Source organism: Paraburkholderia heleia NBRC 101817, from assembly GCF_000739775.1.
GTDB lineage: Bacteria > Pseudomonadota > Gammaproteobacteria > Burkholderiales > Burkholderiaceae > Paraburkholderia > Paraburkholderia heleia.
The window spans coordinates 68,045-83,509 of the sequence record NZ_BBJH01000013.1 but is presented as its reverse complement, the minus strand read 5'-3'; the positions used below and the strand labels follow the sequence as shown (position 1 = coordinate 83,509).

At 59.0% G+C, this 15,465-nt stretch carries 18 protein-coding genes; 15 read left to right on the top strand and 3 right to left on the bottom strand.

The genetic code is table 11. From position 1 onward, the window contains the following. Positions 1-46 precede the first annotated feature (46 nt). From BHE01S_RS13515 to BHE01S_RS13460, 13 genes are all read left to right on the top strand, one after another. Entirely contained in the window at positions 47-658 is a 612-nt protein-coding gene (locus BHE01S_RS13515) for a hypothetical protein (RefSeq protein WP_042264758.1), read from the top strand. A gap of 433 nt (positions 659-1,091) precedes the next feature. After that, entirely contained in the window at positions 1,092-1,706 is a 615-nt protein-coding gene (locus tag BHE01S_RS39850) for a DUF429 domain-containing protein (protein ID WP_084068833.1), read from the top strand. Between the two features lie 379 nt (positions 1,707-2,085). Beyond that, positions 2,086-3,069 (top strand): SIR2 family protein, encoded by a 984-nt coding sequence (locus tag BHE01S_RS13505; RefSeq protein ID WP_042264755.1) that lies wholly within the window; start codon positions 2,086-2,088, stop codon positions 3,067-3,069. Between the two features lie 525 nt (positions 3,070-3,594). Continuing rightward, entirely contained in the window at positions 3,595-5,775 is a 2,181-nt protein-coding gene (locus tag BHE01S_RS37795) for a hypothetical protein (RefSeq protein WP_157025370.1), read from the top strand. Between the two features lie 1,295 nt (positions 5,776-7,070). Next, entirely contained in the window at positions 7,071-8,687 is a 1,617-nt protein-coding gene (locus tag BHE01S_RS13495) for a hypothetical protein (protein WP_042264751.1), read from the top strand. A 343-nt stretch (positions 8,688-9,030) separates the two neighbouring features. Continuing rightward, positions 9,031-9,207 (top strand): hypothetical protein, encoded by a 177-nt coding sequence (locus BHE01S_RS37790; protein WP_157025366.1) that lies wholly within the window; start codon positions 9,031-9,033, stop codon positions 9,205-9,207. A gap of 4 nt (positions 9,208-9,211) precedes the next feature. Continuing rightward, on the top strand, positions 9,212-9,424 hold the full coding sequence (locus BHE01S_RS37785; RefSeq protein ID WP_157025364.1) for a hypothetical protein: 213 nt from the start codon (positions 9,212-9,214) through the stop codon (positions 9,422-9,424). A gap of 44 nt (positions 9,425-9,468) precedes the next feature. Further along, complete coding sequence (locus BHE01S_RS36060; protein ID WP_052405920.1) at positions 9,469-9,912, top strand: hypothetical protein; 444 nt, start codon at positions 9,469-9,471, stop codon at positions 9,910-9,912. Positions 9,913-9,949: 37 nt separating this feature from the next. Continuing rightward, positions 9,950-10,177 carry a hypothetical protein gene (locus tag BHE01S_RS13485; RefSeq protein ID WP_042264749.1) on the top strand — a complete coding sequence of 76 codons (228 nt, stop codon included), beginning with the start codon at positions 9,950-9,952 and terminating at the stop codon, positions 10,175-10,177. A 144-nt stretch (positions 10,178-10,321) separates the two neighbouring features. After that, positions 10,322-10,654, top strand: coding sequence for a hypothetical protein (locus tag BHE01S_RS13480; protein WP_157025362.1), 333 nt, complete (start codon positions 10,322-10,324; stop codon positions 10,652-10,654). A gap of 249 nt (positions 10,655-10,903) precedes the next feature. Continuing rightward, positions 10,904-12,118: an HNH endonuclease gene (locus BHE01S_RS13470; protein WP_157025360.1), complete on the top strand. Its 1,215-nt coding sequence runs from the start codon at positions 10,904-10,906 to the stop codon at positions 12,116-12,118. A 114-nt stretch (positions 12,119-12,232) separates the two neighbouring features. Beyond that, entirely contained in the window at positions 12,233-12,814 is a 582-nt protein-coding gene (locus BHE01S_RS13465; RefSeq protein ID WP_042264740.1) for a hypothetical protein, read from the top strand. Positions 12,815-12,898: 84 nt separating this feature from the next. Next, positions 12,899-13,438 (top strand): hypothetical protein, encoded by a 540-nt coding sequence (locus BHE01S_RS13460; protein ID WP_042264737.1) that lies wholly within the window; start codon positions 12,899-12,901, stop codon positions 13,436-13,438. Between the two features lie 31 nt (positions 13,439-13,469). Here BHE01S_RS13460 and BHE01S_RS13455 read toward each other — a convergent pair whose 3' ends face one another. Then, positions 13,470-13,799 (bottom strand): hypothetical protein, encoded by a 330-nt coding sequence (locus BHE01S_RS13455; RefSeq protein ID WP_157025358.1) that lies wholly within the window; start codon positions 13,797-13,799, stop codon positions 13,470-13,472. A 171-nt stretch (positions 13,800-13,970) separates the two neighbouring features. Between BHE01S_RS13455 and BHE01S_RS37780 the strand changes: the two genes are divergently transcribed. Together BHE01S_RS37780 and BHE01S_RS13450 are read left to right on the top strand one after the other, a co-directional pair. Further along, positions 13,971-14,123, top strand: coding sequence for a hypothetical protein (locus BHE01S_RS37780; RefSeq protein ID WP_157025356.1), 153 nt, complete (start codon positions 13,971-13,973; stop codon positions 14,121-14,123). Beyond that, positions 14,120-14,371 (top strand): hypothetical protein, encoded by a 252-nt coding sequence (locus BHE01S_RS13450; RefSeq protein ID WP_042264732.1) that lies wholly within the window; start codon positions 14,120-14,122, stop codon positions 14,369-14,371. Before BHE01S_RS37780 ends, BHE01S_RS13450 begins: the two co-directional genes overlap by 4 nt. Before the next feature lie 61 nt (positions 14,372-14,432). Here the strand turns inward: BHE01S_RS13450 and BHE01S_RS13445 are convergent, their stop codons facing one another. Beyond that, the gene (locus tag BHE01S_RS13445) at positions 14,433-14,717 is read right to left on the bottom strand and encodes a hypothetical protein (protein WP_042264729.1); all 285 of its coding nucleotides are present in this window, start codon (positions 14,715-14,717) and stop codon (positions 14,433-14,435) included. Continuing rightward, positions 14,714-15,412, bottom strand: a complete 699-nt coding sequence (locus BHE01S_RS13440) for a hypothetical protein (RefSeq protein ID WP_157025354.1) — start codon at positions 15,410-15,412, stop codon at positions 14,714-14,716. Before BHE01S_RS13440 ends, BHE01S_RS13445 begins: the two co-directional genes overlap by 4 nt. Positions 15,413-15,465: the final 53 nt, after the last annotated feature.

The following is a 15,465-nucleotide window of genomic DNA, read 5'->3' as shown; positions in this document are numbered from 1 at the left end:
GCAGCATCACAACCGTAAGCGCCCTAGGGCGAATAGGAGCAGTACCGTGAATTTCAAAGAACTGAAGACCCACCTCGACAGCCTGCACGCCGAATCGCGCGGCGGCGCGACGATGGCAAAATGGTATGGCGCTGCTGGCGACTTCGGCCAGTCGAGCGATTACGACATGGTGACTGCGATGCGCGACCTGCGCCGCACCCCGGTCGTCAACACGAAGGGCGCGCACGCCGCGCTTCGCAAGAGCATGGGCGCGCTCACGAAGGCAATGCCGACCGATAGCGTGCTCGGCGCAACGCACATCGAAGCACCGGTTGCGAAGCCCAGGCGCACGTTTACGGCGCAGGAAATTGAGGCCGCCTGCCACAAGGCCCTCGCGGCTGGCGCGATTACGGCCGCCGAAGCGAACCACTGCGCCACGCATCTCGCGCTGGGCCACATGCCGCCCCCGGAGATGATCGCGAAGCTGCAAGGCCACGCGCCGAAGCAGCCCAAGTTGCTGACGAAATCGCAGGTGATCGGCGCTGCCAGCGCCATGCTCGCGGCCGGCACGCTGTCGGCATCGGATGCCCAGGTGATTGACCGCTGCTTGTCCTTTGATCGCCCTGTGCCCGACGCGCTCATGAAGTCGATTCGCACCGCGCACGTCGGCCTGAGGTAGCTCTACCGGAAATCCGGTGGACCCCGAGCCCGTCCGCGCGCCGGGCTTTTTGTACTCGGGATATGCCTCTTGCATCGGAGGCTCCGCCAGAGGCCATTGTCCGACTCGGACACCGCGCAGCGTTCGGCCAACAACCTATGCCCACCCGGCCTGCTGCGCCGCCGGTGCGCGAGCCGCATCGGGCTGATACGATGACGGCCGTTACCGTTATTCCCGAACTTGCCGTGCTCGCGTGCAGGAGCGATGCGAACGTCCGCACGCAGTCCAGCGGGAACGCAAGAACGCCGGTGGCGCTGTGCAATGGCACGAAATTCGAGAACCCGCGGGAAAGCCCTGCAAGCGGGCGCGACGCCCTAGCGTCTGGCCTCCGAGAGGACAATGCGGACCGTAACTATTCCGCCGTGAATTAATATTTGACGATATTGGACTACAAATGCTGTGTGTCGGCTTCGACCCTGGAGGCAAGCATGCTTTCGGCTGGTGTGTAATTGAGTTTGAAGGCAATACCGTAATTCGCATAGTTGGAGACGTTGTAAGCTGCGCCACCGAGGCAATCGACCGAGCTAACGAATCCCTCTCCGCAGAGCCATCTGCAGTCGGAGTTGACGCGCCGCTTTTCTGGACTGACGGAAACGATAGAGAGGCTGATAGAGCCGTTCGCAAATTAGTCTGCAACGCAGGCGGACACGGCGGAACAGTTGGCCACGTGAATTCACTGCGGGGAGCCTGCCTCATCCAGGGAGCGTTGGTTGCCCATAAGGCAGCCTTGGACTGGCCGAGTGCCATCATCACCGAGGCTCACCCCAAAGCGTTGACACAGGTTTGGCCGGAGGCTCTCAATTTCGGAAGAAGCATCCAGCAGCGGGGGCCGGGCGATCATATGTATGACGCCGCGATTGCCGCTTTCACAGCGCGCGCGCTGGCAATACGCGCTGCGGACTGGCGTGACTTGGCACTCCTTGATCCAGACGCATATTTTCCAAGCGGAAGGCGGGTTCACTACTGGTTTCCCGCAATCGAAGAGAAGCACGCTGGACGCAGCGTCTGACACGGGGAATAAAGCGGAACAAGTCCCTATCTACGAACGGCGCTAACCAGGTTGCAGATTCAGCCGACCACGTCGGGCAGCGGTCGGCCACAGCCCGCCGTTCACATGCATCGGCGATCGGACACTCGGGTGTCCGGTTTGTCGAGTAACCGGCCATGCGATTGTCGAACACAAACGCTTTTTCTTCGGCGCTCTTTCCTCAAGGCTGTCGAAGCGGGCCTGTACGCCTGACGCACTGCGCCGAGCGTAGAATCGCAATCGGAGCGCTTTTTCTTCTGTCCGGCGTCCCCTTGTGTGAGTAGCGGCATATCCCCATCATGTCGCGCGGATCTTCGGCGCCTCTTTCTCGTGTGGCGCGTTTTGCTTACAGTGATCGCTTATGTCTTGTTTGTTATTGCTCGGCGCGGGCTTTAGCCGCAATTGGGGCGGCTGGCTTGCTGCGGAAGCATTCGAGTATCTGCTCGGTTGCCCCGAAATAGTTGCCAACCCGGTGCTGATGGAACTGCTATGGAGAAACCAGCCAACTGGCGGGTTTGAAAACGCGCTCGACGAGTTGCAGGTTTCGGTGCGGTTTAAACCGGAGCGGGCTCCCGAACTGCAGCTGCTGGACGGTGCAGTCCGGAGCATGTTCAACGACATGAACGCGAAATTTTTGCGGTACATGAATTTTGACGTGCAAAATCGCGTGCGCACCTTGCTCGCCGGCTTCGAGGCGATCTTTACTTTGAATCAGGATTTGTTGTTAGAGTACCAATACTTTACGGCGAGCCCCGAGTTGCTGGGTCAACGGCGCTTTCATGGTATATCGATTCCCGGTATGCGCCCTGTGCCACAACCGGCGCAACCAATGCCCGATCACCGATGGGCCGTACCGTACATGCCGGATGAAAACCAGTTTCAGATCGCTGCTGGAACACAGCCGTATTTCAAACTGCACGGCTCATCGAACTGGCAACACGATCAGCAAGGCGGGCCCATGCTCATCATGGGCGGCAACAAGGTCCATGCGATTGACCGTGTGCCTGTCCTTACCTGGTATCAACAGGAGTTCCGCGCGTATCTTTGTCGCGGCGATTCGCGATTGATGGTCATTGGCTATGGGTTTCGCGATGACCATATTAACGCGGTCATTATCGACGCGGTGACCAACCACAACCTGAAGCTGTTCATAGTGTCGCCCGATGGCGCAGAACATGCGAAAAAAATTGCACCGCCTGTTAGTCCCGCAAACGCCGGGCCGACCCCGCTTGAGGTTGCGTTCAAACATGGCGTGATCGGCGCATCCCGCCGTAACCTTCTTGAAACATTCGGCCAGTTCGAGACCATCGAGCAAGCAAAATTCGAGCGATTTTTTAGGGCGTAGAACTAACGGGGAGACTCATTCATTAACTAACGGTGAGAAGTGCCATTCGCTGAAGCCGGTTTGCGAATGGCCACAAACCCATCAGCAGCCAACGCACCGCCATCTATCGCCGAATGTCAACTAAGGCCGATCGCTGATCATCGAGTGACGGCGCGGGATGACCGTTCCGCTTTGATACCCCCCGGAACTGAGACGGCTCGACCGGCAGCAACGGGTCGCTTTATGTCTTTTGCATGAGAGTCCGTGCCCGCGGCGATCGCCACGCTTGGTCGTCTGGCGCTAGCCGGCCAACATGCGTCGTCCAGCAGGAGCATCGGCTGGGCACTCTGATGTCCGTGCTAAGTCCAAAGCTGACATCCAATCGCGTTCTCAAGTTCCACGCTAGCCTGCCGTTAGACCGAGGTACTCCGGCTCTCGTTACGCAGTCGAGCTTGCGATGAACTCGTGAGTGATCGTAAACATCGGATATTCCATCGAGAAGCCGATATTTCTCAGAACGCTTAAATTTTCAACAAGAAAAATTTTATGACAAAATTCTCATCTGAAGCAGAACTGCAAGCCTTGGTCTTGGAGGCAATTCGGAGTCAGCAATTATCAACGCTAATCACCGACACTGCGAAATTGCGAGGGAAGCACGAGGAGGTGGCAGCCAATATTCTTCCACATTTTTCGATCGATTACCTGTGCAGAAGCGCTTCCATTCGCGCGGGCGCGAGGGTACTCAATGCGCTAGATAACTTGGTGATCCTGAGTTCCGATACAGACGTTTCACTGGAAGAGTCGGAAACGCTTCGCCCGGACATTGTCTGCTTCAGTCCGGAACTGCAAAGCATTGTCCTGTTTGAACTCAAAAACTCATCTTCTCCGGGGCGGCAGGCAGTTTCAGAATTGGCGGCATACGAGCAAGAAATCAAAAATCATTTACCACTGCTCGCCGAACGAGATATTTGCTTAATTCTCCTATCTACAGAGTGGAACACTCTGATGGATCATGGCGTTTCCGCCGCCATTACTTGGTCCGGAAAGAATATTCTATGCTTGCATGCCTCAAACGAAAACGGAGCACTTACGCTACGAACACGGATCCCCAAGGCATGGACCATCACCGGTTCTGTCTTTCTGCCCAATGAGGCACTTGCGACATCACAGCTCACTCTCTATAGAAAGGATGAGTTCGATACTCCAGGCAGCTCGCTGGAGCCTTGGCACACCGAGGATGAAACAGCGTCGGAATATGTACCTCACCAAATGATTACCGCTGTAGAACTGATCGCGCGGGAGGGTGATGTCGCGGGAGGTCACGGATTTGTCCTTCTATGCCGGGACCACTCGGCGCCCTCACCCGACGCATACTGTATAACGGTTTGCTCAGTGTCGCCATTTGCAATCTATGAAGCCTCGCAGTCTGGGGGCAATTCAAAATCAAGCGCGCTCGCAGGCGCGCTCGACAAAGTTCGTCGCGATTTTTTTCCTAGCGGCCACTCAAGCTCGTTCTTTTCTATTTGCGAATCCGCTGTCTCGCTGCTCGCAGAGGTGTCACGGCCTGTATGGGAATCCCCATCCACGTGGAGCGAGGACAAGATATCGCTGTCGCTCCGAGCTGAACCCTTGATCTGCGAATTTTGGGGGGCTCTCGGTCGATACGCGCGCGAGTACGTGGCGAACCCCTCGGTTCGAGCATGGCGACAGCTATTGTTGCAAAACGGAGAAGGAGATTGGAGGAATCCCGACGTCGCATTGTCGCTGGTTGCGCAGTTCATGCGTCCACAGCTGTTCGGCAGCGGCAATGTACGTTGGTCAGATGCTTTTCAGCTTGGTGTCTTTCTTGGACTTGATAGATTTCTTCGAGAGAATCTACAAAGGGAATCTGGCACAGAACCCGCTGGCCCTTTACTGTGCCGATTCGTCTGGAATAGGATGGATTTGGTGCTGGCACTTGACGAGATGTCCCTCTTGGCAGATTCGGCAAATATTGCTCGACCTGCGGATCCCATTGGATTTTATTCGAATCCACTTAAGTTTGACACTGATCAATTCGATCGTCTCGTGGAATGGATTTGTGAGGATTTCTTAATGGGATCAGGCGGGCACATCAACGCTTTTATCTGCGGAGTAAACGGAGCTGCGATTTTTGATGATAGCGCAATAGATTCGCTGATCGACGACGATTACCGTACGGCAGCAACGAAAGCTATCGAGGAAGAAATCAGATCAGCCACTGAATTCGTGCTTGACGAGCTCACCAAATTTCGAGATGAGGGTGGCCTTTTACCTAAAGGAATACAAGAACTTAATCGATTGACATCTGAGCTTGGTCTGAACAACGTTAATTCAGATTCGATCGATCAAGTGTCACCCGCTACACTTGTCAAAAGTTGGCGTGCATGTCTTTCCGCATCCGATTGGATGGCGCATGGCGTTCTTCATCTTAGACCATCGCTTTCCACCATTGACGTCGATTGGGAGTGGCTCCGACAGGGGGTGTCGGAGGCTTATGCAAGGGGCCAGAAAAACGTGGGGGTCATCCTGTCTGCAAATGGAGTGCTTGGAACGGGAACTATTTCACCTGGCGGCATGAGGATTCCGATCACAATCGACGATCCTCGCGAAGAGGTGCTTTTCGAAGACCAGTCGGCAATGTTCACGTCAATTAGAAGAGTTACTTGGACTGAACTCATGGCGATGAAAGAGTTTCCCGGGCAATGAGACCACGTTTCGAATTTCAATCATTGCGCGTTCTATTTCTTCAGATATGAAGCGGTTTTGAAGTCTGTAATATGCCGCGCGAGCTCGCTGCTCATCGCGGCTGTCCGTTTCAATTTTGAACTCGGACGTTCCGAGCGTGGCTACAGAAACGTCTCCAAACGGTCGGCTACTGCCTACTGCCTGAGACAGGAGTCGGCCACGAAGCGACGTCAGCAACCACCGTTGTGCCTAGGGCAGAGGACTTTGTCGCCCGCATCCTCGCGGGTCAGCGCGATACGTGAGTTCGAGCGTGCGCAGCGCATTGCGCGTTGGCGCGTTATCGGTGCGCGTCAGAAGCTCGCGACCACTTTAGATCGACAAGCCGCATCAGCGAGCCACCGTTTTCCCGTACACGATAAGGGAGTCTGGTGGAAGCGCCCTGATTCTGCACGGCGCGCATTGGACGTACGAATGATGGGCAAGCATGATCACCCTCGCTGAAGCCTTGGCCGGTGGATGCACGCGAACGTTGGAAGGTAGTAGAATCACACCGTCATATCGAAGCCCCGGTTTTTTGGTGGTCTCTATTCGGCACAGGTTCGGCTCTTGCCAACGTTCGCGCGTATCCCTGTGCCAGCCGTCTAGCCCACGGTATAGAGCCAACCAAAGCATCGGGGCTTTTTCCATTTGGGCAACGCCTTCAGCCCCGCAAATAGGCAGAGCGGGCTAGAAGAAACGCCGATGGGGGGCTGGCCCGGCCCTAGCGGAACAGAGGCGCGGCGTAATGGTCGCGCTTGGCATAGCGCCTACCGCGATAAAACAGTGCCCAAGTTGGGGGAACATGCGGAAGCGCAAGCCCCCTTGAGTAGACGGATGGCCCACGCACACAGGCGCGGCAGTCTCCTCGGCGCAGTCAAACCCACCGCTATATTTTCACGGGCAAGGTTCTTTTACTCTTTCGAAGCAGTTTTCACGGCGCTCGCCGACCTCCCGCGTCAGCGATCATTCGCGATCCTAGCCCCTCACGTGAGCCGCTGCGCGGCGGCCCGGCGAGGGCCGTGGTGTGTCTCTGCGAGCTTGGCAATCAGGAATCTCTCATACGGGCCCATCCGGCCCGGCGCGTAGCGCCTCACGCAAGGATGCCCGAGCGGCGAGCGGCTGCGGCTACAGCACACAGACGAGGCGTGCAGAACCAAGGGGGGCGATCCCCCCCATTCTGCCGCACCGAAACCCATATCGAACCATAGTTTTTGGCCCCTTTCGAGGAGAAAATCGTGACGTGAGCATGGTCCCATCGAAATTGATGGGAGCGGCGCATGCCAGTTACCGGCGAGATTCAGGGAGTAAAGCGGGCCACCGCCGGCCCCGACTTCAGCGCGTTCGGCGTGGAGACCATCCGGGTTCACGATCATCCTGATTTCGCTGGCCTGAAGGTGTTTCAGTGCGTCCGCCTGAACGCGACGATTACGCCGAATTCCTGCGCATCGAACTACGCGCGCGCCGAGTGCTCGTCTGTCTGCTTCAGTTGCCCCATCGGCGAGCATCACAGCGCGACTCATGAGCCGATCATCGCGCCGAGCAACAAGCGCGAATTCCACGCGCCCACGCAAGCTGCGACAGGTCTTTCCTGCATCCGTTGCGAAAAGAGCGGCCATACGAACAAGCGCCTCATTGGGCGTATGCGCCTCGTTCGAAAAGCCATCTGCGTAAGTTGCTTTAACCGGCAGAAGGAATTCGAAAAAGGCTCCAACAGCAAGGGCGGCACGCCGCGCATCGTTCTGAAACGCGCGTCCGTCACTGTCGAGAAGGACGGCACGCGCGAGACGATGGATATCGGCCTGCGCCTGAACTGGCACGAGTGCGCCCGATACGTCGATCGCGCCCACGCCGGCGCTGCTCTGATTGAGACCGTGTTCGACGGCGAAACTATCCCGCAATACAGTCTTTGGGCGCCGTTGCCATTCTCGCCGTGGGAGCCACGCATGGTTCGCACCGCGAAGGCGAAGAAGCTGAAGCACACAAGCACCCATCGCGTTCAAAGCGCCTCGCGCAAGCCCCGCGCGCCCATCACTGCGCAGGTCGATTGGGACGATTGGGACACGCCGCTGCACAAGATCTCACGCCCGGCGTCCGCCGACGAGAGCACCGCAGACGGCAACGGCCTTGCACGCCGCCGCGGCTGGCTCCCGCCGTTGAGCGAGGAAGAGGACCAGGAATATCGCAGTTCGTTCGTGGAGGAAACCCTCTCAGACTTCGGCTACCCCCTTGACCTCGCCGATTTTGTCCAATGGCTTTCTGCCGAGTGGCCGCAGTTCGAAAGCTCGCCGATCATCGTCAAGCGTGCAAGCGCGCACCCGGCCCCGCTCTACTTCGGCAAGTCCATCGAGGAATGGGCGAGCGCATGGGGCGTTACCGCTGAAGCGGCGGCCGATCGCCTGAAGGACCGGCTCGACGACGGCGCCGCGCTTCGGGCTATGCGCGAGCCGGTCGCACTCCCTCCGATGGAGGAAGCGTCCGAGTGGGAGCCGAGCGCAGAGGATAAGGCGGTGCTGAATCACGGGATGGCCGAGTATCTGTCTGACTGCGCCGTGTATGGCTATCCGAAAAGGCTGCACGAGCGCACCGAGCCCGACCCGCTCGACGTGCTCGACGGCGAAGGCGGCATGCAATACGCGCCCATAGAGCCGTCGGCAGCCGTAGCCGAGCCCGGAGCATTGCCGAAGGTCGCGCAGCCCGTCCAGCAGCCGCAGCGCGCGCCAGAACCAGTCAAGTACGACATGAAAACGCGTGCGGGTCGCCGTGCGTTCGAGAAGGCCCTCCGCAAGGAACAGCAGCAGAAGCAGCGCGAACAGAACGAGCTGGGCTTTCCGTCGATCGCCAATACCGCGAAAGCGTTCATTCACGTCATGTACGAAATCGGGACGCGCTCATGATGCTGTGGCAGCGTAGTCGTCGCGACATTCCCGGGGCGACGTTCGGACGCTGGACGTTCCTATGTCGCGTTGCCAATGGCAAGAATCGCAATCCGCGCTGGCGCATGCAATGCGAGTGCGGGACCGTGCGAGATGTGATCGCGTCGAGCCTCAAGAACGGTCATAGCAGATCGTGCGGTTGCTTGCAGCGTGAAACCGCCAAGGCGGTCATGCCGTTGACTAGGACTCTTAGCAGCCGCCTGGCAATCGACCTCACGGGCTGCGTATTCGAAAACCTGCGCGTAATCAGGCGCGCACCGAAGCCCGAAGGCTCGAACTCAACCGCAGCTTTCTGGCGCGTCGCGTGCTCCTGCGGAAGCTCACCATTCGCCGTGCGATCGGACAGGCTCACCCGTGGGGAAAAGACGGCGTGCTCGCGCTCGTGCAAATCGAAACGGCGTCGGGCCGTGATCGCGCCACTTGCGCCGCGCCCGGCACCTGCGTGGCCGTGGCCGCGCTCGCAGCCGTGACGCGACGATAAGCCCATGAGCACGAAGCGCACCGGATGCCTCCCCTATCGCCCCGAGCTATCAGCAGACGCGCCGTTTGCAGGGCCGAGGGCCATTTTCACCGACGAAGCGGCGATGCGCGCCGCAGACTCCAGCCCCGTCACCGTGCTGCCCCTGATCAAGCCGCGACGCAAGCGCCACGTCAAACGCGGCGGCCGCCCATCGCGACGCGATCGTGGTCTGAAGTGAGCGCGTGATGCCAGCATGATCAAACCATCCACGAGGACCACCGAATGATCTTGGAGCCCTATTCCCGAGACCTCGCGGGCGTGAAGTTCGGCCGCTTGACCGCCATCGAGCGCGTCGGAAGCGACAAAAACCGAAACGCCATCTGGAGCACGCGATGCGAGTGCAGCGAATTCAAAGACGTGCTCGCATTGAGCCTCAAGAGCGGACACACCAAGTCTTGCGGGTGCCTGGCTCGCGAAATCGCCGTAGTGCGCATGCAATCGAACAGGCCCGAGCGCAAGGCCGCCGACCTTGCTGGGCTCGTGTTCGGCGATCTGCACGTCATCAGGAGAGACAGCACGCGCAAGCGCGTGTACTGGATCGTCGCGTGCAAGTGCGGCTCCGCACTGTTTAGCGCAATCGCTGATCGGCTGCGCAATTGCGAGACGAGGCGGTGCGCGACGTGCGCTCGCAAGCTGCGCGGCAACAGAGCCGTGACGCGAATCTAGTCGGAACCGATCCGACCGTCTACACGAGGACCAACGAATGACCGAACAGCACGAACGCACCGCCTACAGCTTCACCCTTGGCTCACGCGAGCGTATGATACGCCGCACGACCGAGCCGCTTTTCGACGCACCGACGTTGCACCAGCTAGCCGCCGGCACAGCCCTCCACCATATCGAAACCAACGACGCAGACGGGGCGATTCGCTGGGCCGTCGCGCTGTCCGGCCTGCAGTTCTCGCGCTACGCCACGAGCCCGGCAGCATGAGGCCCGCCATCGACCTCGCCGGCCGCAGGTTCGGCCGCCTCACCGTCGTGTCTCGCGCGGGCAGCAACCAGCAACCAGCAACGATATGCGACGTGGAACTGCAAATGCGACTGCGGCAATAGCGCCGTGGCCGCAGGCAACCTCTTGACGCGTGGGGATGCCCTCTCGTGCGGCTGCCTCGTCGGCTTCGTGCGCCGCGCGCAGCCCGCCACCCATTACGATGGCTTCACGCTCGCCGAACACTCCCACCGCAGCGGACTTCCACTCGGCACGCTACAGCAGCGCGTCCGTGTCCACGGCGAGCCCTTTCCCGCCCATCTCGACAAGAGCCGCGAGGAGCAGGAGCGCCGCGTGTTTGAGCAGGACCGCGAGAACAACCGCCGCAGCCGCGGCACTCGCCTCGGGCGCGCCGCGGCGTGGCACAAGCCGGGCAATCTCACGCCCGCACCAAAACCGATCGCAGCCACGCCCACGTAGGCAGCCGGCGAGTCCGGCGCGCAGTTCGCCGGTCAAGATCCATTGAGCGCCGCCACGCATTCCCTTGCCGACTGTGTCGCGCAGCATGGCGCGATGCACGAGCGCGAGGGAAAGAGCGTCGGGCTGCCAACCCAGCGACGCGAAGCGGCCGTGACGCAATAGCAAGACATGACCACACTCGAATCAGGAGAATGATCTAAAGTAGCAACCGACTGTCTCACCGCACTAACTTGCCCGCAAGGTATTGGCATGGACGACCACCCCGAACTTCCAGATGAGCTTCGCTGCATCTATTGCGGCGAGGGCGGCCCGTTTAGTGACGAGCATGTATTCCCCGCCGGGCTCGGTGGCGATGACGCATGCCTTCTGATCGACCTGGTATGCGCCGAATGCAACACAAAGCGTTTTTCTCCGCTCGAAGAATCGTTCATGCGTAGTTCGCCGATTGCATTCCCTCGCGTTTTCTTGCAAGAACGCGGCCGAGGTAAGGGCAAAAAAGCGAGCATCCCTACGATCCACGCCAACTCGAAAACCTTGGTTGACCCACAATCAAACCTCGGAGTTGAGGTAGAAGTTCGAACTGGAGGCGTGCCAGTCGTATTGCTCCAGATACTGTTCTCGAATACCGGAATCCGGTTGGCGGGCAGAGACCAAACAGGCTTCCAGAGCTTCTATGATTCTCTCGAAAACGCATTTGTGGACTCTCTACAGGTTGTTGAAAAAATCGGGAAAGGCAAAGCTGCGCGCTTCAAGGTTACGACCTTCGTATGGAACGGAGGCACCTATATCCAAGGCGAGGAGACGGTGGTTCCAAAGGCTCCCGCAAATGGCATTTGGCAAATATCGTTCCCCGAGGACGATTCGGCGAGTTGCCCGCGATTGTTTCAGAGACTCGAAGGCCAATTGCAGCTCCGGGTGCGTGACACCGACAACGTTGGAAGTCTGCTCGGACTCGCCCGAAAAAGCCTGCCAGGGGCAAGGCAAACGGCTGCAGTGGATACGCCCGTATCCGGTACTAGCCTGCATGTTTCGCTGGAAATAGACTTTGCCTCATACGCTCGCGTCGTAGCGAAGATCGGCGTGAATCTGGTGACGCATGAGTTAGGTGATGCCATGATTCGCGACAGCGCCTTCGAGGATTTGAAAAAGGCAATTCTTACGGGGCAGCCAGACCTCCAACTTGAGCCGCAGGTGCAGAGCAACCGATATCAGCCGATCTTTGCATCTGTCCCGCCTAGATTCCATGCTATGGCTCTGGCGGCACACCCAATCGGAAATGGACGGTGTGTCCTTGTATTTATGCTCAAGCTGTATGGTGGTCCGATCCACACGATCGCACTGAGCCGTAGCGCGCCGCTGCCCGAAACGGAGTTGCCTGTATTCTTCACGGTCGAATATAACGATCGTCGAATGGAGCGCTTTAGCGGGCGCGCCTTCTGCGACACCTTTCCGCCCGTGTTTTAGCAAACCCCAGAGGGGGCCGGACCGCGACACGGTAGTTCCCGCGAGTTTGCGTCGCCGCTCGCAGGTCACCCGCTGGCCGTCGATAATCGCCCCACCAACTAGAGAGTGCCAGACATGACAGCCAACATTGCTGATATCGCGGGGATCATTCAGGGGATAGGATCGCTGGCCGCCGTCGGTACAGCGGTCTGGATCTACGCGAGACAGTACCAGGACAAGAAAGCCGACGACGAAAGCGAAATTCGAGCATTCGTGGAAGCGATCATTGAGGAAGTGCAAGCAGCTTGGGATGGCTACTGCATCGAGATACACCCGGCGCTACAGGCCCTACCGGTCGGTCAGCACTTCAACGTGATCTACCCCGTCCTAAACGAAACATTCACGATCTACGACAACGGCGCGTCAATCATCGGCAGGATCGACGACTCCGAACTGCGCCGCATGATTGTCAATATCTACTCGCTGGCAAGGGGCACGATTTCCTCTTTCCAGCTCAACAACTCGATGCTGGCTGAACATAAGCAACTGCTTCTGCTGTATCGCCAGCCTGACCGAGATTCGGTGCTAGCGGCTCATGCTAACGACCTGCGGGACTACGCGGGCAAGCTGAAGCAACGTGACGAATGGATTACCCAGGCCGTCCCAGCGCTTCTCGCACGTGCCAATCAATGGTTGGCAAGTCATCCCGCACGCTAACCTTCCTGCGTTTCGGGAGACGACCCACGGTAGCAGTAGAATTGTGATCGCGACAACCAACGAATCACCCTTTCGAGGAATTGCATGGACCTTTCGCTTATTAGTGCTGCCGCAACGTCCCTTGGCCTCGCACGCGATTTCGGCAAAGCCGCTATGGCTGTTCGCGATTTCAATGAAATGGCCACGATCGTCAGCAAGCTGAACGATCAGATTCTTAAGGCTCAGGACAGCCTCTTCGCGCTCCAGAGCGAGTTGCTTCGGGAGCAGCAGGAGCACTTCGAGGCACTGAAAAAGGTCAGAGAGATGGAGCAAGCTCTCGACGACAGGCGCGAATACAGCTTAGTCGAGATCGGAAACGGCTTGCGCGCGTATCAACGTAAGACTCCTGCGATATCGGACGTTGAAGGCGCGGTAGTTGAGCCACAGTACTTCTGCCAGCCTTGTTTCGAGGGCAAAGCGCTCAAGTCCACGCTCCAGCCCGCCCTGTACATGGGAGCCCACATCGGTCTCGAATGTCGTATCTGCAAGGAACGGTTTCTCTTTCAGGACAAAGCTAGTGTCGCCCGTGCGAAGGTTACCCCTCCGCGTGGCAATGGCGGTCCAAACAGTTGGATGGGCTCATGACCTCAATTTGAGGGAGTCTCGCGCGCTTCCGTTATAGCCCGTAGGTGTAGACGAACGAGCGGTACAGCGTGTAGATGTCGGTCGCAATCGCGCGGCCCGTGGAATTCTTTATCCGCGACATTGTGTGCGTCACCGCGTCCCGAAAAACCTCACCGTCGGGCAACACTTCCGGCCCGTGACGCACCAGCCTGCGCATGATGCTTTCCCAGCCGTCGCGCAATTCGAGCGGCAGTTCTTCGGCCCTCAATTGCCGCAAAACCCAATGAGCGCTTTTCAGGCGAGCCCTCACATCGCCCTCACCCACGGCCAGTCGATAGACTGCCTCGCCTAGTTTTTCCCGAACTCGCGAGTAACGTCGCATCCTTCGCCCCTTTGCGCGCTGCGCTATGAGACCATTTCGACGATTGTAGCCGGAGACACCGCACAGGATTTTCTTGTCCGAAGCGTTCGGAATCTAGCCCCTCCAATTTCGCACATCTGTGCAAACGTGAGAACGTGAAATACCGTTGAGCCCACATCAATAGGAGGCCGCATGGCATACGACCACGAGCAGCAGCAGCAGCAGAAAGCCGAGATGCATCACCAAGCCGTCGAGGTCTTCAAGCGCAACGCGATCAAGTGCCCAAAAGTGGAATGGACGCCGCCCGTTCCGTTCGCGCCGAAGACGAAAGAGGCCGCAAAGTGATCGCCAAGTCGCCGACGGTCACCGTCACCATCCGCGCGATTATGGCGCGCATCAACCGTAAGCTGGCGCATGACGGCCAGATTCTCAAAGTCTCGCGCAGCGCCGCCGAAAAGCAGAACCTCGGCGCGTATCACGTCCTCGACACCAACACGAACGCCGTCACCGCTTACCACATTGCCGATCTCGCCAAGTGGATCGCCGACGAGTTCCCCGGCATGCTCAAGCCGTTCGAGAAGATCGAAGGTTAGGTCAAGCGCACACCTGAGCAGGATGCCGCAATCGCGGCGCCGGCGTTCGAAGTCGCGGCGCCTAGTCGTTCGTCATGATCGGTTCGAGCGCGAGCACCGGCAGGTCGCATGGTTCGAGCACGTCGGCGAGCACCCTATCCCACACGGCCCAGCGCGCTTGTGCGGCAGCCATGTCGTAATTTTCGGCGGCCGCATCGTAGACGGATTTGCCCGGGATGATCGTCACGACGGCGACAACCGGGCCGTCCAGCTTCGGCGTCGTGTACGGCTCGATCGCAGGCAGGCCGCGCCCGGCTAGCATCTCGCGAATGCGCTTCGTGCGCCAGGTCTGCTCTTTCGTGCTCATAATGCCCTCGCTTCAACGTCTTGAATGTCATCTCCGCCACGAGCAGCGGCGTGCCGGTCGCGAGCGAGCTTCATGGCGGCGAGCGCACCTTTGTAGCCCTCACCGCAGTGGATGCGTCGGCCAACGGGCCCGGTCAGCGGGCTTTCGTCGCTGAAGACGATCTCGATTTGCGGCTCAAGCGGCTTCGGCGGCTTCGTTCCCTCGATCACGTTGTAGGCCCGCAGCACGCGCTGGCGCTCTTGGGTACGCTGCTCCTCGTGCGCCAGCTTCAGCGCTTTGTGAGCGACCTCTGCGCCCCGGATGCGCGCGTTCGCGTTCTTGTCGCCATCCCGGCTCGCCTTCATGGCCGAATACAGCAGCGAGAGCGCAGCGTTCGATGCCCGCTCCTGCCTCGCTATCATCTCGTCAACGCGCTTCAGCGCCGCCGCCTCGGCAGCAGCAAGACGTTCCTCGAAACTCATCTCGGCGAAGTTCGCAGGCAGCCCGATTTCGCCCAGGTCGGTCTCATCGTGGGCGTCAGCGGATTCTGCGCGCGAGGCGTGAGTGACCGAGCGGTGACCGGTCACCGGGGGCGCCTGCCTGCCAGAAGCCCCGGCACTTTCTGTAACTTTAGAATTCGCCTGTGCAGCCCCTCCAACGGGCACCGGGGCCACGCCGATGCGCAATTGCCAGCCTTCTGCGGCCTTGCGCTTCATAACAAGCGCCTTTGAAACTCCAATGGAATCAGCGACTTGCTTTACGCTTGCCT

Bases quoted from the DNA above. Each gene is read 5' to 3' on its own strand.
- BHE01S_RS39850 (WP_084068833.1), top strand. From the start codon at position 1,092: ATGCTGTGTGTCGGCTTCGACCCTGGAGGCAAGCATGCTTTCGGCTGG.
- BHE01S_RS13505 (WP_042264755.1), top strand. From the start codon at position 2,086: ATGTCTTGTTTGTTATTGCTCGGCGCGGGCTTTAGCCGCAATTGGGGC.
- BHE01S_RS37795 (WP_157025370.1), top strand. From the start codon at position 3,595: ATGACAAAATTCTCATCTGAAGCAGAACTGCAAGCCTTGGTCTTGGAG.
- BHE01S_RS13495 (WP_042264751.1), top strand. From the start codon at position 7,071: ATGCCAGTTACCGGCGAGATTCAGGGAGTAAAGCGGGCCACCGCCGGC.
- BHE01S_RS37785 (WP_157025364.1), top strand. From the start codon at position 9,212: ATGAGCACGAAGCGCACCGGATGCCTCCCCTATCGCCCCGAGCTATCA.
- BHE01S_RS36060 (WP_052405920.1), top strand. From the start codon at position 9,469: ATGATCTTGGAGCCCTATTCCCGAGACCTCGCGGGCGTGAAGTTCGGC.
- BHE01S_RS13485 (WP_042264749.1), top strand. From the start codon at position 9,950: ATGACCGAACAGCACGAACGCACCGCCTACAGCTTCACCCTTGGCTCA.
- BHE01S_RS13470 (WP_157025360.1), top strand. From the start codon at position 10,904: ATGGACGACCACCCCGAACTTCCAGATGAGCTTCGCTGCATCTATTGC.
- BHE01S_RS13465 (WP_042264740.1), top strand. From the start codon at position 12,233: ATGACAGCCAACATTGCTGATATCGCGGGGATCATTCAGGGGATAGGA.
- BHE01S_RS13460 (WP_042264737.1), top strand. From the start codon at position 12,899: ATGGACCTTTCGCTTATTAGTGCTGCCGCAACGTCCCTTGGCCTCGCA.
- BHE01S_RS13455 (WP_157025358.1), bottom strand. From the start codon at position 13,799: ATGCGACGTTACTCGCGAGTTCGGGAAAAACTAGGCGAGGCAGTCTAT.
- BHE01S_RS37780 (WP_157025356.1), top strand. From the start codon at position 13,971: ATGGCATACGACCACGAGCAGCAGCAGCAGCAGAAAGCCGAGATGCAT.
- BHE01S_RS13445 (WP_042264729.1), bottom strand. From the start codon at position 14,717: ATGAGCACGAAAGAGCAGACCTGGCGCACGAAGCGCATTCGCGAGATG.
- BHE01S_RS13440 (WP_157025354.1), bottom strand. From the start codon at position 15,412: ATGAAGCGCAAGGCCGCAGAAGGCTGGCAATTGCGCATCGGCGTGGCC.